This window comes from Pradoshia sp. (genome assembly GCF_051873915.1).
Taxonomy (GTDB): Bacteria; Bacillota; Bacilli; order Bacillales; family Pradoshiaceae; genus Pradoshia.
Genome location: NZ_JBJEFJ010000040.1, coordinates 1 through 18319, shown reverse-complemented (window position 1 = coordinate 18319; position 18319 = coordinate 1). Strand labels below are relative to the sequence as shown.

Genomic DNA, 18319 nt, shown 5'->3' with positions numbered 1-18319 from the left:
GGAGAAAGGTGGGGAGTCTCTCTCAAAAAACCACTCTCGATTATTAAACCATCCACCTATATGCCCACTCACCAATGAAAATACATACCTATGAAAATAAAAATTTATACTTTTAAAGTTAAATGTATAGACATTTAATAAAATATAGTTATAATGGTAAATGTAAGCGGTTAAACCAAATTTTAAAAATCTATCAAAAGAGGTTGATACACATGAAAAAAATTCTCTTAGCTTGTAGTTCTGGCATGTCAACAAGTTTGTTGGTAACAAAGATGGAGGCTCACGCGAAGTCAATTGGTGATGAGGCGAAGATTTGGGCGGTTGGTCAGGATAAGGCGAAGCAGGATATGGCGGAGGCTGATGTTGTGTTGATCGGGCCGCAAATGAGCTTTTTGAAGGGCGATTTACAGAAGGAAGCGGAAAAGTACGGAATCAAGGTTGATGTAATCGATATGATGGCGTATGGCATGGCTGATGGGAAGAAAGCCTATGAGCAAGCTCTTTCTTTAATAGGTGATAAATAATGGAGAAATTACAATTGGATCAACTCACAGATGAACAGATTAGTTTTCAGCTTATTCTTCACAGCGGGAATGCGCGTGCGAAGGTGATTCAAGCTTTGCGTGAATATAAGGATGGGAATGAGAGCGGTGCGGATGAGCTGATTGCACAGGCAGAAGCGGATCTTAGTGTTGCACATGATATTCATTTCCAAATGGTGCAGAAGGAAGCTTCTGGCAACCAGATTCCATATTCACTTCTCTTGATGCATTCTGAGGACCATTTGATGTCTACGTTGACGATGAAGGAATTGGTGAAGGAACTATTGGAAGTTTTCAAGTCACAAAATAAATAAGAGTATAGAAGCCTATAAGAGTCCTTCAATAGATTGGGATGGGAGTCTTAGAGTATTCGACTGGGGGAAAAGTTGATGTTTGATAAAATAAGCAGTTTCCTTGTGCCGATTGCAGGAAAGCTTAACAATAACCGGTATTTAGGAGTTTTACGTGACGCATTTATGTTAGCGTTTCCATTGACGGTATTCGGTTCTATGGTTGTTGTGTTGTTAAACCTGCCGTTTTTGAACAAGTTTTTGAGTGATGATACGATTGCGACGCTTTCTAATACATTTGGTGTAGCGCAGAGCGCGACGATGAGTATCCTGACGGTCTTCGTAGTGTTTGGTATCGGGTATTATTTATCGAAGAGTTATAATGTGGAGGCTGTTTTCGGCGGGGTTGTGGCGCTGGCGTCCTTCTTGTTCTTAACGCCATTTGTGGTAGAAACAGCTAATGGTGAAGTGGTAACCGGTGTACTTTCATTAGACCGTCTTGGTGCTAAGGGAATGTTCCTTGGGATGATTACGGCATTTGCTGCCGGGGAGATCTACCGTAAGATTGTACAGAAAGATATTACGATTAAGATGCCTGCAGGTGTTCCGCCAGCAGTAGCAAAGTCTTTCGCAGCATTGATTCCAGCATTTATTACATTAACTGTTTTCTTATTCATTAATGCGATTGTTGTACTTGCGTTTGAAACAAACCTGCATGATGTTATTTACAGCTTGCTTCAGAAACCGCTTACTGGTTTGGGAAGCGGATTGATTCCAACGTTGGTTGTCGTATTCTTGATTCAATTGCTGTGGTTCTTCGGTCTTCATGGACAAATTATTTTGAACTCTGTTATGGATCCAATTTGGCTTTCCTTATCTTTAGAAAACTTGGATGCGTTCAAAGCTGGTGAGCAAGTTCCTCACATAATTTCAAAAACATTTATGGATACATTTACAGTTGGAATGGGCGGTACAGGGATGACTTTGGCAGTCGTTGCGGCAATCCTTGTATTCGTTAAGTCTAAACAAATGAAACAGGTGGCGAAATTAGGCGCTGCTCCAGGAATCTTCAACGTCAATGAACCAATCATCTTCGGTTTGCCAATCGTGATGAACCCATTGATTATGATTCCTTGGATTATCTCTCCAATGGTTGTTGTTATCTTCACCTACTTTATGATGAAAATCGGCTTGGTACCGGCTCCGACTGGTGTTGTGGTTCCTTGGACAGTACCGATTGGCTTCAGTGGATATTTAGCAACAAATTCAATCAGGGGATCCTTGCTGCAAATTGCTAACTTCTTCATTGTATTCTCCATCTGGCTTCCGTTCTTGAAGGTCATTGACCGCGTTAACTTGAAGAAGGAAGAAGAAGAAGCAAGGGCTGCAGCGGAACAACAATCAAATACAGTCAATATGTAAGTAATACTAGGCTCTGGGCATAATGGATTTTCATACTCAGAGCCTAATACTAACACGTGCAAAGGAGAATTTATCGTGAACAATCTAGAGAGAGAGACTCACATAACATATAAGTTTCCAGACGGGTTTTGGTGGGGCTCTGCTGCCTCTGCAACCCAAACGGAAGGTGCTTCAGACGTAGATGGGAAAGGGAAGAACATTTGGGATCATTGGTATGAGGTAGAACCGAACCGTTTCTTTGACGGAGTGGGACCGGAGAATACATCCCAGTTCTATTATAAATATAAAGAGGATATCGCTTTAATGAAGCAAATTGGCCATAACTCTTTCCGTATGTCCATCTCATGGTCACGCATGTTTCCGGAAGGGACGGGCGACATTAATCCGAAGGCGGTGGAATTCTACCATAATGTGATTGATGAGCTGATTGCGAACGATATTGAACCATTTGTCGGGTTATTCCATTTTGATATGCCATTTGCTATGCAGGAGATTGGCGGCTGGGAGAATCGTGAGGTCGTTGATGCGTATGTGCGCTATGTGAAGGCATGCTTTGAGAACTTTGGCGGCAAGGTGAAGAAGTGGTTTACACATAATGAGCCGATTGTTCCTGTTGAGGGCGGATATTTGTATGATTTCCACTATCCGAACATTGTAGATTTTAAAAAGGCCGTACAGGTTGCGTACCATACAATCCTCTCTAGTGCCAAAGCGGTTGAAGCTTACCGAGCGCTCGGTCAGGATGGTCAGATTGGTATCGTGTTGAATCTGACTCCGTCATATCCTCGCAGCCAGAATCCTGCTGATTTGAAGGCAGCCAAGATTTGTGACGCCTTCTTCAATCGTTCATTCCTCGATCCTGCTGTAAAGGGAACATTCCCGGAGGACTTGGTTGAGATTTTACAAGAAAAAGGATTTATGCCTGTTATCGGTGACGGGGATCTTGAGACGATTAAGAATAATACCGTTGATCTTCTCGGTGTGAACTATTATCAGCCAAGACGGGTAAAGGCAAAAGAACATATGCCTCATCCAGACAGTCCGTTCATGCCTGATTATTATTTCGATTATTATGAGATGCCGGGCCGTAAGATGAACCGCCACCGCGGCTGGGAGATTTATGAGAAAGGGATTTATGATATCCTGACTAATTTGAAAGAGAACTATGGCAATATCGAGTGCTTTATTTCCGAGAACGGAATGGGTGTTGAAGGCGAAGAGAAATTCAGAAATGCCGAGGGAATGATTGAGGATGATTACCGCATCGATTTCATTCGTGAGCATCTGAAATGGGTGCATAAGGCAGCAAGCGAAGGTTCCAACGTAAAAGGCTATCATCTTTGGACCTTCATGGACAACTGGTCCTGGTCAAATGCGTATAAGAATCGCTATGGCTTCGTATCTGTCAATCTTGATAAAGATGGAGAGCGTTCCATTAAGAAGAGTGGATACTGGATTCAGCAAGTATCTGAGAATAATGGTTTTTAACCAGCATGTGAAGAAGAGGGCGCCTTTTGTGCCGTCTTCTTTATGCATTTCAGTACATTGGTATACAAAACTTTCTTTATATGGAAAAATATGATGTTTTTCTTGTGATTCATTATATTATATAAGTAAGTATACAAAATGGCCGGGAGAGTCACTTTCAGTATTTATAGACAGGGAGTTAGAAGAACATGACCAAATATGAGAGCATCGCTAATGAAATGAGAAGACGAATTAAAGAGGGGTTTTATTCAATCGACCAGCCGATTCCTGATGAGGTTAGTTTGGCTGCGGAATTCGGTTCAAGCCGGATGACGATGCGAAAGGCCTTGGACCTCCTTGTCTCAGAAGGACTCCTCTTCCGTAAGAGGGGCCATGGGACATTTATCATTCAAATGTATAAGAATCAATCCTTGAATGTGATCAGTGATGAGAGCTTAGGACTGTCCAATTTGGTCAAAGACAAGCCTGTATCGAGCAAGATTATCCAGTTTACGATTGAGTTCCCGTCTGAAGAGGTGGCCGGCCATCTGGCAATCGGAACGAAGGAGCCGGTGTATCATATCATTCGTTTGAGGATGGTTGACCATGAGCCGTATGTTATGGAAGAGACCTATATGCCATCCAACTTAATTCCGGGGATCACAGAGGACATTTTACATGCTTCCATCTATAATTATATACAGCAGAGCCTGGACTTGAAGATTGGCGGAGCTCATAGGACGATTATGGCTGATAAATCAAATGAGCTTGACCAAACTTACTTAGAGTGCAAGACAGATGATCCAATTTTGCAGGTTGTGCAGGTTGGCTTCTTGAATAACGGCGTTCCATTTGAATATTCATTTTCAAGACATCGCTATGATAAGTTTGTTTTTACGAGCGTAACAGTGAAGAAATAACAAGATTCGAGAGGAGCGGTTGACATGCTTTTAGGTGCAATTGAAGCAGGGGGTACGAAGTTTGTCTGTGCGGTTGGAAAGGAAGATGGTACGATTGTCGAACGTACGGTTATTCCGACTGATTTGCCTGAGGTGACGATGAAAGAGGTCATCAAATTCTTTCAAAAGCATAAACCCTCAGCGATTGGTATTGGCACATTCGGACCGGCGGATGTTGACCCGGTAAGTGTGACGTTTGGGACGATTACTTCAACACCAAAGCAGGGGTGGAGAAATTATCCGCTTGTGAGTGAACTTAAGAAGAGATTCCCGGTACCAATAGGTTTTAATACGGATGTGAACGCAGCGGCTCTTGGAGAAGCCAGGCTTGGAGCGGCTAAGGGGCTGGACAGCTGTCTATATATTACTGTCGGCACTGGAATCGGAGCTGGGGCATTAATAGGGGGGAAACTTCTTCAGGGTTTATCTCATCCTGAAATGGGCCATATCCTCGTTCGGAGGCATCCGAATGATTCGTATGCTGGGAAATGTCCTTACCATGGGGACTGTCTCGAGGGCTTGGCTGCAGGACCAGCCATTGAGGAGCGCTGGGGTGTAAAAGGAGACCAGCTTAAGGAGAGAGCAGAAGTTTGGGAGATGGAAGGCTTCTATTTAGCCCAGGCAATTGCTCAGTACATTCTAGTGCTGTCCCCGAAGAAAATCATCCTTGGCGGGGGCGTGATGAAACAGGCGCAGCTGTTCCCGATTATTGCAAGGAATGTACAGGAAATGTTGAATGGCTATGTCTCATTGCCGGAGATCACGGAGCACATGGAGGATTATCTCGTGCCGCCGGGACTTGGGGATAATGCCGGAATAACAGGTGCCTTAATGCTCGCATATCAGGCCTATACAGAGTAAGATACATAGGGAAAAAGGGGGATGCTTAAAAGATAAGGGCATCCTTTTATTATTTCCTTCGACAAATCTTTTCCCGGGTAATAAATTCCCCGAAAAAAGGATAATCTTGCATGAACTTGTGGGGATTCCTGTTTTAACCGGGAATCTGATTGCTTTAACGCACGAAAGTTTGGTATTATCATTATAATTGTTGTCTATAGAATGCAGTAATTTGGAGGTGTCATTCATGACGCGGATTTCTAAAGAAGAGGCTAAGCATGTCGCAAATTTGGCGAGATTGGCCATTACGGAAGAAGAAACAGAAATGTTTACGAAGCAGCTCGATTCGATTATCACATTTGCCGAGCAATTAAATGAGCTCGATACAACAAATATTGAACCTACAACACATGTGTTACATATGAAGAATGTCTTACGGGAAGACAAGCCGTCACCTGGATTGCCGAGGGAAGAGGTCTTAAAGAATGCCCCTGACCACCAGGATGGACAAATACGTGTACCAGGAATCATGGAGTAGGCCAGGGAGGGAAATACAATGTCTTTATTTGACCATAAAGTATCGGAGCTGCAGCAAATGCTGCACTCAAAGGAAATCTCCGTCAGCGATCTCGTTTCTGAATCCTATAGCAGAATCAAGGAGGTTGACGGGGAAGTGAAAGCTTTCCTCACACTGAATGAGGAGAATGCCCGAAAGGAAGCGGACGAGCTTGATACGAAGCTAGTACGCGGAGAAGCGAAAGGTCCTCTGTTTGGAATGCCAATCGGCATTAAGGATAATATCGTAACAAAAGGCTTGCGCACAACTTGTGCGAGCAAGATTCTTGATAATTTCGACCCAATCTATGATGCAACCGTTATGGAGCGCTTAAAGCAGAACGAAACCATCACAATTGGCAAATTGAACATGGACGAATTCGCGATGGGTTCTTCAACAGAGAACTCTGCCTTCCAGAAAACGGCGAATCCATGGGATTTAAGCACAGTTCCTGGCGGTTCCTCAGGTGGCTCGGCTGCGGCTGTGGCAGCTGGCGAAGTCCCGTTCAGCCTTGGATCTGATACGGGCGGTTCTATCCGTCAGCCGGCATCCTATTGCGGTGTTGTCGGCATGAAGCCAACCTATGGACGCGTGTCTCGCTATGGCCTCGTTGCCTTTGCATCATCACTTGACCAAATCGGTCCAATTACACGCAACGTCGAAGACAATGCCTACTTACTTCAAGCGATTGCAGGAATTGATCCGATGGATGGAACATCTGCTCATATTGAGGTTCCTGATTTCTCGAAAGCTTTAACAGGCGATATTAAGGGTCTAAAGATTGCTGTGCCAAAGGAATACCTTGGTGAAGGCGTCAGCCCGGAGGTACGCCAATCAGTGCTCGATTCCTTGAAGGTGCTTGAAGGCCTTGGGGCAAGCTATGATGAGGTATCCTTGCCGCATTCCAAATATGCGCTATCAACATATTATCTCCTGTCATCCTCTGAGGCGTCTGCGAACCTCTCCCGCTTTGACGGTGTGAGATACGGACACCGCACAGAGAATGCTGAGAATCTCTTAGAAATGTATAAGCAAACAAGAGCAGAAGGATTCGGAGATGAAGTAAAACGACGTATCATGCTCGGTACGTTCGCGCTAAGCTCCGGCTACTATGATGCTTATTATAAAAAAGCTCAAAAAGTACGTACGCTGATTAAAAATGATTTTGAAAGAGTATTTGACCAATATGATGTCATCATTGGACCAACTGCACCAACACCTGCCTTCAAAATGGGCGAGAAAACGAGTGATCCGCTCACAATGTATGCCAATGATATCTTGACCATCCCGGTAAACCTTGCGGGTGTTCCAGGTATCTCTGTGCCAAATGGATTTACAAATGGCCTTCCGCTTGGTCTGCAAATCATCGGTAAGCACTTCGATGAGAGCACGGTCTACAAGGTAGCCCATGCCTTTGAACAAGCGACAGACTTCCATAAACAAAAGCCGTCATTGCAGGGGGTGGAGTAAATGAACTACGAAACAGTCATCGGCTTAGAGGTTCACGTTGAGCTAAAAACAGAATCAAAAATTTTCTCCGCGAGCCCGAACCAATTCGGCGCGGACCCAAACACAAACACAAGTGTCATTGACCTTGGCTATCCGGGGGTATTGCCTGTCTTGAATAAGAAGGCAGTCGAATATGCGATGAAGGCTGCCATGGCCTTGAACTGTGAAGTGGCGACTGATACAAAATTCGACCGTAAAAACTATTTCTATCCGGACAATCCGAAGGCCTACCAAATCTCTCAATTTGATAAGCCAATCGGTGAGCATGGCTGGATTGAAATTGAAGTGAACGGTGAGAAGAAACGCATCGGTATCACTCGTCTTCATCTAGAGGAGGATGCCGGCAAACTGACCCATACAGCAGACGGCTATTCTTTATGTGACTATAACCGCCAAGGAACGCCATTGATTGAAATCGTATCTGAGCCGGATATTCGTACACCGGAAGAAGCCTATGCGTATCTCGAGAAATTGAAATCCATCATTCAGTACACAGGCGTTTCTGACTGTAAGATGGAGGAAGGAAGCCTTCGTTGTGATGCGAATATTTCCCTTCGTCCAGTAGGACAGGAGGAATTCGGCACAAAGACAGAGCTGAAGAATTTAAACTCCTTCAACTTTGTCCGCAAAGGTCTTGAATTTGAACAGGAGCGTCAGGCAAAGGTATTGAATGAAGGTGGTGTTATCCTTCAGGAAACTCGCCGCTTTGATGAAGCAACAGGTGCTACCTTGCTTATGCGTGTGAAGGAAGGGTCTGACGATTATCGTTACTTCCCTGAGCCTGATTTAGTGGAACTCTATATTGACCAGGAATGGAAGGACCGTATTCGTGCGGAAATTCCGGAGCTTCCCGATGAGCGGAAGAAGCGCTATGTGGAAGACTGGGGCTTGCCTAGCTATGACGCAGCAGTCCTGACTGTGACAAAGGAAACAGCTGATTTCTTCGAGGCAACTGTTGCTGCCGGGGCTGAGCCAAAGCAGGCTTCAAACTGGATCATGGGTGAGCTGTCCGCCTACATGAAATCTGCTCAAAAAGAGCTGCATGACACGCCATTATCCCCAGAAAGCCTGGCCGGCTTGATTAAATTGATCGTGAACGGAACAATTTCCTCCAAAATCGCGAAGACCGTCTTCAAGGAATTAGTGGAGAACGGCGGGGATGCAGAGACAATCGTGAAGGAGAAAGGGCTTGTCCAAATCTCTGACGAAGGTGCCCTCCGTAAGATTGTTCTTGAGATTCTTGATAATAACCCTCAATCGATTGAGGACTTCAAGAACGGCAAGCAAAAGGCCGTTGGCTTCCTTGTCGGTCAAATGATGAAAGCGACAAAAGGCCAAGCGAATCCGCAAATGGTTAACCAATTAATTATGGACGAGTTGAAGAAACGATAAGAGTGAAACCCGCCTTCTATGAGGCGGGTTTCCTTTTGCAGGCTATTCCTTGTTTTTTGTCTCCATATGAAGGGGAGGAGGCACGAGCCAGCCTTTATCCTTCATGATTTGCAGCAAGACTGCGCCATCCTTCAATGATTTGGCACTTTGCTGGGTAAGCATCATGGCGATGTCTTCACGGATGCATTGGCTGATCAATCCGCTCATTGCTGTAATGCCAGTTGCGATATCCTTGGCGAGTGCATAGGCAATCTGAGCATCCTGAAATCTTGCACCAACAGGAATCTGCTCAATATCAACCTCAGGTCTTTCAGCTGGTGTCGGCGGTACAACGATATCATTAGCCAATAATAATTCTTCCATTTCCTTGATGGCTGGCTTGATGGTTGTTATAATGACATCTTTAATAAATTCCTTTAAGTCTTTATCACCAACATGATTCGCATAGACCTGATACCCGTCCAAAGCAGCTTTTGCTGCTGCCAGCTGCATATAGACTCCATAGACTTCACCATAATGCATTGGTTCCTTTTGTGGATTGCCGCTTAAAATTCCCATATGATAAGCTCCTTTTTTCCCTTAATTGAAGATGAGATGAGTACCTCACAGGCTTATTATGGATGTATTTTGGGAAAGTATAAGCGGATGCTAGGAAAGGGAAAAGCTAACATCATTATTTCTGCCACGTAACCTGTGAGAGGACGGGACCAGCCTTTTAGTTTACTGCAAGCCACGCCATAAAAGAATGAATTGAGAATGTATATTGCGAATGGATGGCAATGAATGGTAATGTGGATTTAAAAGGAGGATGAACCATGAAATTGTTTAGCATGCTGTCTTTATTATTCATTGCCATTGGAATCATGACATATGGGGTAAGCAGAAATGCCGGAGAGTTAACGGAATTATTCATCCTGTTGGGATTCATCAGTTTATTTATCACAATCATTCTAGGGTTTGTCGCGATGATAAAAAACGAAGCCGGAAAGCTAAAGTACCTATCAATTATGATGGCCTTTCTGATGCTTGGAGTGATCACCTGGGCGGAGCCTTTTCAGATTGTCCGAGTGTTGACATGGCTGAAGAATGCGTAATTGGCAGAAGAGATATGATTGAAACCAATCAATGTACAATGATCCCTTTTCAAAAGACAGATGATGATGAAGTAAAGCAGCTGTATAGGAATCATGATGTGAGACGATATTTGGGCGGTATACGAACCGAGGATGATTTACAATCTATCTTTGATGAGATGCATAGCATGAATGAAGAAGTTAATTGGGTTATTAGGAAGAAAAACACAAAGGAATTTGTCGGGTTAATTTCTCTAGGACTCCATCACGATGGTAACTTCCATGAAGTGTCCTATCAGCTATTGCCGATATGGTGGGGAAAGGGCTATGGAACAGAAGTTGTTTATGCCGTTTTAGACTATGCTTTTCTAACCTTAAATCTGCCAAAAGTCGGAGCGGAGACACAGGCCGCTAATATACCTTCCAGAAGGCTGCTGGAAAAGGTGGGGATGAGGGAGGAAGGAAGAGTCATTCGCTTTGGTGAGGAGCAAGTCATTTATTCAATCACCTATAAGTAAAAAAAGAGGTCACTTGAAAGAACTTCGTAACCTCATAACATTATAGAATAATGCTGCATCCCGGCCCATACCTGTTTGACGGTTGATTTTCGGGCGCAGGCACTCTAAGAATTGATCATCACAATATTTTGATGGACCATATCTTTGATAACACTCATCGTGACGTTTGCAGCAAGAATCGACGGGATTGGTTGGAGATCCTGGACCTGAACATCCAGGTCCGCAATAGCGGTAACCGGGTACGCAGAAACCACGTTTTCTTGGTTGCCTTCTCATGAAATATTCCTCCATTACTCGGACATGCTTCTATAGTTTATGATTTTTTCATGAATGTGGAAGGGCTAAAGGAGTCTAATTGTTTTTTAGATTTATAGGAATCCGTTTTTTGCAATGCTGTATTAAAATGTACCATTTACATAAATGAAGGAGGTATCATATTTGTTAGCTGGAAAATCGATTTCGCGGATGCGTATAGTCATGCTAATCATTTCATTAAGTGCATTTATAGCTTTACTGTTAGTCACTTTTCAGAGCTACTTTCATTCTTCTGAACTGCAATCATTAGTTGAAAAAGCTGAAGAAAATAATCTTGAATATGAAGTAATCATCCATAATCCTCTTACTAACTCTTACAGTTTTAGAATTCTAAATGATTAATGAACAAGTGTTTGATGAAATTAGTAAATTAGTCTAATTTATCTGTTTGACCATGGAATAAGAATCTTCAATTCGAGGACATTTTTTATTATAGTAAATCCTGGATTGGGTAATTTATGGCTTTGGGAGTCAATATTTATATATAAGCAGATGTAGATGTGATTTGGCAGAAGAGGGGGATTGGGATGAACCTTGTAATTTGGATGAGTGTTATTGGGTTAATCACTGCTGCTGTTTACATGTTAAGTAAATGGATCAGCAGGTTATTAGGTGTAGAGGGAGTGGACCTGGAGGAGACCAAGGGAGGAAAGGTATTCAAATGGGGATGCGGTATCCTTTTGGGCATTTATTTCGTTATAATCATTAATTTAGGCATTGTTAACGAGCAAGAAGTACCTGGCAGTTACATTCTGTTAGTTATAGCTGCACTTTGGTTGTATAAGGCACTGCTTGAATGGAAGTATATAAAAGGGTCGAAGCAGTATATCCGAACATTGATTGAACTAATCATTCTTATGACAGCTATACCGCTAGCCCATAAAATCATATCTCATTTTCCAGTGTTCTGAGCCGTTATAGGCTCTTTTTTTATGAGCAGATATTTTTTCTTTGACAAATAAACCTTTCATTTTGACAAAAATATTTGTCAAAATGAAAGGTACAGCATACAATGATAGTAGAGGTGAGGATATGAAAACGAGATTAAAGGAGCTGCGGGCACGTGAAGGGATGAATCAGACGCAGCTGGCGAAGCTTGCGAAAATATCTCGCCAAACGGTGAGCTTGATTGAACGTGAAGAGTTTGTTCCTTCCCTATTGATTGCTGTGCGGATTGCGAGAATATTTGATGAACGGATTGAGAATATCTTTTTATTTGAGGAGGATGAATGATGACGAAAGCGATTGGGAAACTGCTGTTTGGAGCGCTGGCGGGTGCCGTGTTGGGGTATGGGCTGATGTTTACAATAACAAATACAGGCTTGGGGGATGTGGATAGCTCCTGGGCATTCCCTGACCTGAGCTTTGAATGGATGATTGTGTTGATGGTAATTTCCGTCTCTTTGATAATTTTGAGTGTGGTAAAAGGGATGACCATCGTGAAGGAGTCCAAAAGTCAAGTGAGCGGGGATGAGGAGGATGAACTGGCAGAGCTCCAGAACAAACGCTATTATGATGGATCACTGGCGGTGAATACAGCCTTATTTGCCTCTAGTGGAATGCTTGCGCTGGTGGCCATTACGGATCAACCGAATGTATTCATCTTTATTAGCTTAGGCTTGGTCTTGCTAAGTCTTGTGATGTCCTTTATCAATGCGGAGTTAGTTAAATATGCGGATCCTAATCGGGAATATCCATCTGTGAACGATAAGCGGTATGCCGAGAAGCTGATGGAAATGAGCGATGAAGGGGAACGTCACATCATGCTGCAAGGATTATATAGAGCATTTACTAGCATCAATATGCTTCTCTTCTTTGCAGTACTCATGCTCATAGGCTATTCCGTTATCACAGGTTCCTCCCAATTAGCCGGAATACTGATCATCCTCTTTATCCTAATCTACACAAATGCTCAATACATGCTGTCCATACGTAAAAGATCGATACGATGAATACAGTCGGCAAGACTAGCAGACAATGAAACCACCATTACGATATATAGCTCTCTGACCTGCTTTTTTAAAAGGCGGGTTTTCTTAGTTAGTCATTAGTTAGAGGAATATTCTTATGGGTAGAGAATGTTGTTATGGTAAGGAGATAAAAAGGGAAGGAGCAATCCAGTTGCAAACAAATCTCTATTTCGTCAGACATGCGCATTCCACCTATACACCAGATGAATGGGGCAGACCACTATCCAATAAAGGGCAGATGGATGCGGAAAGAATTACGCAAAGGCTGAAGAAGGAAGACATCCAGCATGTCTTATCAAGTCCTTATAAAAGGGCCATGCAAACAGTGCAAGGAATCGCTGACTTGATTGGGAAAGAAGTCATACTTGATCAGGGCTTCCGGGAACGGAAATTAGCTTCAGTGCCAGTAGAGGATTTTAATAAGGCAATTAAGAAGCTTTGGGAGGAACCCTCATTCTCTTATGAAGGAGGGGAGTCCAATATTGACGCGAAGGGGCGTGGAGTGAAAGCGACGTATCGGATATTAGAAAAATATGAGGGAGAGAATGTGGTCATTGGTACCCATGGCAATATCATGGTGCTGATTATGAATTACTTTGATTCCCAATATGATGTTGATTTCTGGCGGTCTCTTGCCATGCCGGATATTTACCGAATGACGTTCGTTGGTCTTAGGCTGAAAGAAATCAACCGTATTGAATAATCATTCATTTGCTAATCTGCTAATTTGATACAATGAGGATAAGGGAGATGAAGTCAGAATATAAATAGGTGTGGAGGTGGAACCAGGATGAAGAGTGTGAAGGCAGTGAAGACGACGTATTTGATTGGCCTGCTATTTTGGTTAAGTGCAATCATTTATTTTTTTGCAGCCAATTGGGGTGGACTAAGCCATGTTTCTCAGGTGACGCTCGCTTGCTTATTGATGGTTTTGTTTTATGGGGTTGGTTATGGGTTCGCAAAATGGAGGCCGGATTTGGCTGATGTGGGGGCCTGGATATTCTGGGGAGGGTCGATTGCCTTCGGGGCAGCGGTAGCGCTTATTGGGCAGATTTATAATTCGCATGCAGATGGTTATACCTTCTTTCTACTATGGCTTATTCCATCGATTCTGCTTGCAATTGTGACGAGATTCTCCGTTTTCTTTGTACAATCATTTATTCTATTCAATATCACAATCTATACATACTTCTATCCTCTCGACAGATGGGTTGAGCGAACGAGTGGAGAGGATACAGCCATCACGATTGGCCTTTTATTAGTCAATGCGGCTATCATGTTTCTGTTTGCTTCAAGGAAGCCGATGCTGGTTGCCTATTTAGCGGCAGTCCTCGTTCAGGGATTCGCAATTGAGGTGACCACAGATTGGTCATGGCGATATCTGTATTCGGATGAGACGTTCTCTATCATCGGCATTCTTGTTTATGTCCTTATTGCATTCTTATATGCAGGTATTTATGTTCAATATCTTGTTAAAACAGAGAATAAGGTGCTCATCGTGCTTGCGTCACTTGGTGCGGCTATCCTTCTTATCAGTCATTTCTTTATGATTGCCTCTTGGATTTCTGGGCTGCTCGTGTATTTGCTCGGCATTTTACTCGGAATCGGCTTGATTGCTGGAGGATCGGTTTGGGTGGCAAGACTGGCGAGGCAATCATCAGATGAGAATCGCTGGCTTCACCAGCTTATCAAGGCTGTGTCGATTTTCTTGGCGGTCCTTTTGATAACGTCCTCCGTGTTGAGTATCTTTTATTTGCTGAATCTGTATGGGGCAGAGTGGATCTTGCTTAGTGCTCTTGTGCTCGTACCGATTGGGAGTCATCTTGAGCGCAGCCATTCCATCCTGCGCTATACGTTGATGCTGTCCGGGTTAGCAATCGCTTCCGCTGTCCTTTGGGATTTCTCCATTCCCGTATTAGCGGTGTATGTCATCCTTGTCAGCTATGTTCTATGGCGTGAGCGGGGGAGGGCCGTTTATCCATTTATGCTTATTGCCTTTCTGTACGGAGCAGGATTGACCATACTGCGATTGCTGCCAGATCTCTCTGCAGACTATATCCTGCTTATCTTAACCGTGCTCGCGCTTGGCCTTTATCTACTCTTGGAAGAACCATTCGCGAAGGGCTGGAATTTAATTGCGGCGCTCACTGTATGGTTTGTACTGACCTTCTTCTCAGAGCATACGGTCCTTTATTACTTATCGAATATCACGTATATCGGCTTTCTGCTCTATAAAACGTATAAAACAGCCGAAAGTCGTAGACACTGGCTGGAATATGCTGTGTTCGCCTTTCTGATTGCTTACTTTGGCTATAAATATTATGACCTGTTCTGGAAGCTGCTTCATAAGTCTGTGACGTTCGCTTTGGCAGGGGCTGTATTCTTCCTCGTCGCGCTCTATTTCGATAAACGCCAATTGAGAATGGATACAGGGGAATCCCGATTTATTCTGGATGGTGTACGGAAATGGGTCCCGATTGTCCTTTTACAGCTACTCATTATTGGTGCGATCATTATGCAAAAGGAAATCATTCTGCGCAATGGAACGGAGATTACCTTAGAGGTGGAACCAGTTGACCCACGCTCTTTGATGCAGGGCGATTATGTTGATTTGGCATATAATATCAGCACGTATGATGCCAATCACAATTATGGGCGTGTTTATGTTCTCCTTGAAAAAGATGAGGCTGGGATTTCTCAAATTAAAAACATTTATGATAATATGGATGAAGCAAGAGAACAATTGAGCGGCAGTAAGGAAGTGATTCTCCAGGGAGAATTGAGCGGAGACCGAATCACGTATGGCATTGAATCCTTCTTCATAGAGGAAGGAACAGGTACATGGCTGGAGGAAAATGCAGCCTATGCCAAGGTAAAGGTCGGCAGTAATGGCGATGCAATTCTGCTGGAACTTACAGGGAAATAAAGCCCCTTCGAAATTGAACGGATATGGTAATTGGCCAATGGTGGCGTTATAATGGTTATGGACTTCTATAGCGCATGAATACTTTGAATTTTATATAGGATGATGAATGAATATGAAAAAAGCAAGAATTATCTATAATCCGACATCAGGCAGGGAAGCGTTCAAGCGCTATTTACCGGAGGTGCTTGAGAAGCTTGAAAAGGCTGGTTATGAGGCCTCCTGCCATGCAACCACAGGTGAGGGCGATGCAACGAGAGCGGCTGAGATCGCGATTGAACGGAAATATGATGTTGTCATCGCAGCTGGCGGGGACGGAACGATTTATGAGGTCGTTAATGGGCTTGCCGGGCATGAATTTCGTCCGAAGCTAGGCATTATCCCAGTCGGTACAACGAACGACTTTGCACGTGCATTAAGAATCTCAACGAAATCGGTCCTTGACGCAGCAGATACAATTGCTCAAGGATTGACGATTCCAATTGATATCGGTCAAATGAATGACCGCTTTTTCATTAATATTGCCGGCGGCGGTCGTCTGACAGAATTGACGTATGAAGTGCCAAGTAAGCTGAAAACCGTGCTTGGCCAGCTCGCCTATTATTTGAAAGGAATTGAGATGCTGCCATCCTTGAAAGCTGTACCTATGCGTATTGAATACGATGGGAAGCTGTTTGAGGGAGAAGCAATGCTCTTCCTTGTGGCTAACACCAATTCTGTCGGCGGATTTGAACGACTTGCACCGGATGCTTCATTGAATGACGGGATGTTTACCCTGCTGATTCTGAAGAAGATCAATCTCGCAGATTTCGTGCGTGTCGTGACCATGGCGATTCGAGGGGATCATATCAAGGATTCATCTGTCGTGTATGCGAAGGCAAACCGAATCAAGGTCAGCTCGCCGGATAAGCTGCAGCTTAATCTGGACGGAGAATTCGGGGGCATGGCACCGGCTGAATTCGTGAACCTCTATCGTCATTTTGAGGTATTTGTACCAGAGAAGGTGCATGAAGAACAGAAAAAAACAGACCGGCACCTTTTAACCATCCAAGAATCGGAACGATTAAAGGATCTTCCAGATATTGACCAACTTCTTTAAGAAGTTGGTTTTTTAATGGATAGAATCGCATATTATCGGTCTATCCTATTTTGTGATACAATCATCATTACGTTAATAAAAAATCGAGGTTACAATGAATGACTGATAAAAAAACCGTTCCAATTCAAAAAAATGATTATATAGATGTTGTATTTGAAGACTTGACACATGAAGGGGCCGGCGTAGCAAAGGTGGACGGCTATCCCATCTTTGTCCCTCATGGTCTTCCTGGTGAGAAGGCGAAAATAAAGGTGACAAAACTCAACAAAGGCTACGGCTTCGGACGCTTGATGGAATTGTATGAGGAGAGCCCAGACCGGGTTGAGGCGCCTTGCCCGATTTATAAGCAATGCGGCGGCTGCCAGCTGCAGCACTTATCGTATGAAGGTCAGCTGAGGGCGAAGGAGAAGATGGTCCGCGAGCTGATGACCCGTATCGGAAAGCTTGAGGATGTGATTGTTCATCCAACACTCGGCATGGAAGAGCCATGGAATTACCGCAATAAGGCTCAGGTGCCTGTTGGAGAGATGGAAGGCGGTCTTGTCGCTGGATTCTATGCGAAACGCTCCCATGAGATCATCAATATGGACGAATGCCTTATCCAGTTCACTGAAAATGATGAGATGATTCGTGTCGTTAAAGGCATCTGTGAGAAATATGGCGTCAGAGCCTATAACGAAAAACAGCATAAAGGCACGCTCCGCCATATCATGGTCCGCACAGGTCAGGTGACAGGCGAAATCATGGTCGTACTGGTAACAAGAACACCTGACATCCCGAACCGCCGGAAAATCGTTGATGAATTGGTTGAGGCCATGCCAAACATCACTTCTATCATCCAGAACGTAAACACCAAAAAGACAAACGTCATCCTTGGCGACCAGACCATTACGCTATGGGGAGCGGATGTCATTGCCGATTACATCGGCGATATCAAATTCGAAATCTCACCAAGATCCTTCTATCAGGTGAACCCTTCCCAAACGAAGGTACTCTATGAAAAAACACTCGAATATGCGAACCTCTCTGGAAATGAAACCGTCATTGATGCGTATTGCGGTATCGGAACGATCTCCTTGTTCCTCGCGAAAAAGGCGAAGAAGGTATACGGAGTGGAAATCGTTCCAGAAGCAATAGAGGATGCCCGCAAAAATGCTGGGTTAAATAACATCACCAATGTGGAATTCGAGGTTGGAGAAGCAGAGACAGTCATCCCAAACTGGTACAAGCAAGGCATCACCGCCGACTGCCTCGTCGTCGACCCGCCGCGTAAAGGCTGCGACGAAAACCTTTTGAAAACCATTGCTGCTATGAAGCCTAAGAAGGTAGTCTATGTATCCTGCAATCCGGCTACATTAGCTCGTGACCTAAGGTACTTAGAGGACAATGGATATAAGACGGTTGAGGTTCAGCCGGTGGATATGTTCCCGCAGACGATGCACGT

20 protein-coding genes are annotated in these 18319 nt (G+C 43.9%); 18 read left to right on the top strand and 2 right to left on the bottom strand.

What is annotated here, in order from left to right:
- The first annotated feature begins 212 nt into the window (after positions 1-212).
- The 9 genes from ACI35L_RS04665 (at position 213) to gatB (ending at position 8977) form a co-directional block, all read left to right on the top strand.
- The gene (locus ACI35L_RS04665; RefSeq protein WP_049672334.1) at positions 213-524 is read left to right on the top strand and encodes a PTS sugar transporter subunit IIB; all 312 of its coding nucleotides are present in this window, start codon (positions 213-215) and stop codon (positions 522-524) included.
- A complete protein-coding gene (locus ACI35L_RS04660; RefSeq protein WP_049672333.1) occupies positions 524-856 on the top strand; it encodes a PTS lactose/cellobiose transporter subunit IIA in 333 nt (110 codons plus the stop codon). Before ACI35L_RS04665 ends, ACI35L_RS04660 begins: the two co-directional genes overlap by 1 nt.
- A gap of 75 nt (positions 857-931) precedes the next feature.
- Complete coding sequence (gene celB, locus ACI35L_RS04655; RefSeq protein WP_049672332.1) at positions 932-2254, top strand: PTS cellobiose transporter subunit IIC; 1323 nt, start codon at positions 932-934, stop codon at positions 2252-2254.
- A 102-nt stretch (positions 2255-2356) separates the two neighbouring features.
- Positions 2357-3742, top strand: coding sequence for a glycoside hydrolase family 1 protein (locus ACI35L_RS04650; RefSeq protein ID WP_439802328.1), 1386 nt, complete (start codon positions 2357-2359; stop codon positions 3740-3742).
- Positions 3743-3930: 188 nt separating this feature from the next.
- Positions 3931-4641 carry a GntR family transcriptional regulator gene (locus tag ACI35L_RS04645; protein ID WP_049672330.1) on the top strand — a complete coding sequence of 237 codons (711 nt, stop codon included), beginning with the start codon at positions 3931-3933 and terminating at the stop codon, positions 4639-4641.
- Positions 4642-4665: 24 nt separating this feature from the next.
- Positions 4666-5541 carry an ROK family protein gene (locus ACI35L_RS04640; RefSeq protein WP_439802327.1) on the top strand — a complete coding sequence of 292 codons (876 nt, stop codon included), beginning with the start codon at positions 4666-4668 and terminating at the stop codon, positions 5539-5541.
- Positions 5542-5767: 226 nt separating this feature from the next.
- Positions 5768-6058: an Asp-tRNA(Asn)/Glu-tRNA(Gln) amidotransferase subunit GatC gene (gene gatC, locus ACI35L_RS04635; RefSeq protein ID WP_049672328.1), complete on the top strand. Its 291-nt coding sequence runs from the start codon at positions 5768-5770 to the stop codon at positions 6056-6058.
- Positions 6059-6076: 18 nt separating this feature from the next.
- Positions 6077-7546, top strand: a complete 1470-nt coding sequence (gene gatA / locus ACI35L_RS04630; protein WP_049672327.1) for an Asp-tRNA(Asn)/Glu-tRNA(Gln) amidotransferase subunit GatA — start codon at positions 6077-6079, stop codon at positions 7544-7546.
- Positions 7547-8977: an Asp-tRNA(Asn)/Glu-tRNA(Gln) amidotransferase subunit GatB gene (gene gatB / locus ACI35L_RS04625; protein WP_049672326.1), complete on the top strand. Its 1431-nt coding sequence runs from the start codon at positions 7547-7549 to the stop codon at positions 8975-8977.
- Positions 8978-9019: 42 nt separating this feature from the next.
- Here the strand turns inward: gatB and ACI35L_RS04620 are convergent, their stop codons facing one another.
- Positions 9020-9535 carry a DUF3231 family protein gene (locus ACI35L_RS04620; protein WP_049672325.1) on the bottom strand — a complete coding sequence of 172 codons (516 nt, stop codon included), beginning with the start codon at positions 9533-9535 and terminating at the stop codon, positions 9020-9022.
- Positions 9536-9792: 257 nt separating this feature from the next.
- Here ACI35L_RS04620 and ACI35L_RS04615 point away from each other — a divergent pair, with 257 nt between their 5' ends.
- Positions 9793-10071, top strand: coding sequence for a hypothetical protein (locus ACI35L_RS04615; RefSeq protein ID WP_049672324.1), 279 nt, complete (start codon positions 9793-9795; stop codon positions 10069-10071).
- A complete protein-coding gene (locus ACI35L_RS04610) occupies positions 10053-10568 on the top strand; it encodes a GNAT family N-acetyltransferase (protein ID WP_231589555.1) in 516 nt (171 codons plus the stop codon). Before ACI35L_RS04615 ends, ACI35L_RS04610 begins: the two co-directional genes overlap by 19 nt.
- 9 nt (positions 10569-10577) lie before the next feature.
- Here the strand turns inward: ACI35L_RS04610 and ACI35L_RS04605 are convergent, their stop codons facing one another.
- Positions 10578-10844 carry a Parvovirus coat protein VP1-like protein gene (locus tag ACI35L_RS04605; RefSeq protein ID WP_082197210.1) on the bottom strand — a complete coding sequence of 89 codons (267 nt, stop codon included), beginning with the start codon at positions 10842-10844 and terminating at the stop codon, positions 10578-10580.
- Positions 10845-11410: 566 nt separating this feature from the next.
- On the opposite strand from ACI35L_RS04605, the gene ACI35L_RS04600 reads away from it, so the two are divergent.
- The 7 genes from ACI35L_RS04600 to rlmD form a co-directional block, all read left to right on the top strand.
- Positions 11411-11794 (top strand): DUF4181 domain-containing protein, encoded by a 384-nt coding sequence (locus ACI35L_RS04600; protein ID WP_049672322.1) that lies wholly within the window; start codon positions 11411-11413, stop codon positions 11792-11794.
- Positions 11795-11915: 121 nt separating this feature from the next.
- Positions 11916-12116, top strand: a complete 201-nt coding sequence (locus ACI35L_RS04595) for a helix-turn-helix transcriptional regulator (RefSeq protein ID WP_049673068.1) — start codon at positions 11916-11918, stop codon at positions 12114-12116.
- Entirely contained in the window at positions 12113-12835 is a 723-nt protein-coding gene (locus tag ACI35L_RS04590; RefSeq protein WP_082197209.1) for a DUF3169 family protein, read from the top strand. The genes ACI35L_RS04595 and ACI35L_RS04590 overlap by 4 nt, the downstream gene beginning before the upstream one ends.
- Positions 12836-13004: 169 nt before the next feature.
- Entirely contained in the window at positions 13005-13556 is a 552-nt protein-coding gene (locus tag ACI35L_RS04585; RefSeq protein ID WP_049673067.1) for a histidine phosphatase family protein, read from the top strand.
- Between the two features lie 87 nt (positions 13557-13643).
- Positions 13644-15779 carry a GDYXXLXY domain-containing protein gene (locus ACI35L_RS04580; RefSeq protein ID WP_049672320.1) on the top strand — a complete coding sequence of 712 codons (2136 nt, stop codon included), beginning with the start codon at positions 13644-13646 and terminating at the stop codon, positions 15777-15779.
- Between the two features lie 112 nt (positions 15780-15891).
- A complete protein-coding gene (locus ACI35L_RS04575; RefSeq protein ID WP_049672319.1) occupies positions 15892-16875 on the top strand; it encodes a diacylglycerol kinase in 984 nt (327 codons plus the stop codon).
- A gap of 98 nt (positions 16876-16973) precedes the next feature.
- The coding region (gene rlmD / locus ACI35L_RS04570) for a 23S rRNA (uracil(1939)-C(5))-methyltransferase RlmD (protein WP_439802326.1) at positions 16974-18319 on the top strand (1346 nt) is incomplete at its 3' end.

Excerpts from the sequence above, each read along its gene's own strand:
- ACI35L_RS04665 (WP_049672334.1), top strand. The coding sequence starts at position 213 with ATGAAAAAAATTCTCTTAGCTTGTAGTTCTGGCATGTCAACAAGTTTG.
- ACI35L_RS04660 (WP_049672333.1), top strand. The coding sequence starts at position 524 with ATGGAGAAATTACAATTGGATCAACTCACAGATGAACAGATTAGTTTT.
- celB (WP_049672332.1), top strand. The coding sequence starts at position 932 with ATGTTTGATAAAATAAGCAGTTTCCTTGTGCCGATTGCAGGAAAGCTT.
- ACI35L_RS04645 (WP_049672330.1), top strand. The coding sequence starts at position 3,931 with ATGACCAAATATGAGAGCATCGCTAATGAAATGAGAAGACGAATTAAA.
- ACI35L_RS04640 (WP_439802327.1), top strand. The coding sequence starts at position 4,666 with ATGCTTTTAGGTGCAATTGAAGCAGGGGGTACGAAGTTTGTCTGTGCG.
- gatC (WP_049672328.1), top strand. The coding sequence starts at position 5,768 with ATGACGCGGATTTCTAAAGAAGAGGCTAAGCATGTCGCAAATTTGGCG.
- gatA (WP_049672327.1), top strand. The coding sequence starts at position 6,077 with ATGTCTTTATTTGACCATAAAGTATCGGAGCTGCAGCAAATGCTGCAC.
- gatB (WP_049672326.1), top strand. The coding sequence starts at position 7,547 with ATGAACTACGAAACAGTCATCGGCTTAGAGGTTCACGTTGAGCTAAAA.
- ACI35L_RS04620 (WP_049672325.1), bottom strand. The coding sequence starts at position 9,535 with ATGGGAATTTTAAGCGGCAATCCACAAAAGGAACCAATGCATTATGGT.
- ACI35L_RS04615 (WP_049672324.1), top strand. The coding sequence starts at position 9,793 with ATGAAATTGTTTAGCATGCTGTCTTTATTATTCATTGCCATTGGAATC.
- ACI35L_RS04610 (WP_231589555.1), top strand. The coding sequence starts at position 10,053 with ATGGCTGAAGAATGCGTAATTGGCAGAAGAGATATGATTGAAACCAAT.
- ACI35L_RS04605 (WP_082197210.1), bottom strand. The coding sequence starts at position 10,844 with ATGAGAAGGCAACCAAGAAAACGTGGTTTCTGCGTACCCGGTTACCGC.
- ACI35L_RS04600 (WP_049672322.1), top strand. The coding sequence starts at position 11,411 with ATGAACCTTGTAATTTGGATGAGTGTTATTGGGTTAATCACTGCTGCT.
- ACI35L_RS04595 (WP_049673068.1), top strand. The coding sequence starts at position 11,916 with ATGAAAACGAGATTAAAGGAGCTGCGGGCACGTGAAGGGATGAATCAG.
- ACI35L_RS04590 (WP_082197209.1), top strand. The coding sequence starts at position 12,113 with ATGATGACGAAAGCGATTGGGAAACTGCTGTTTGGAGCGCTGGCGGGT.
- ACI35L_RS04580 (WP_049672320.1), top strand. The coding sequence starts at position 13,644 with ATGAAGAGTGTGAAGGCAGTGAAGACGACGTATTTGATTGGCCTGCTA.
- ACI35L_RS04575 (WP_049672319.1), top strand. The coding sequence starts at position 15,892 with ATGAAAAAAGCAAGAATTATCTATAATCCGACATCAGGCAGGGAAGCG.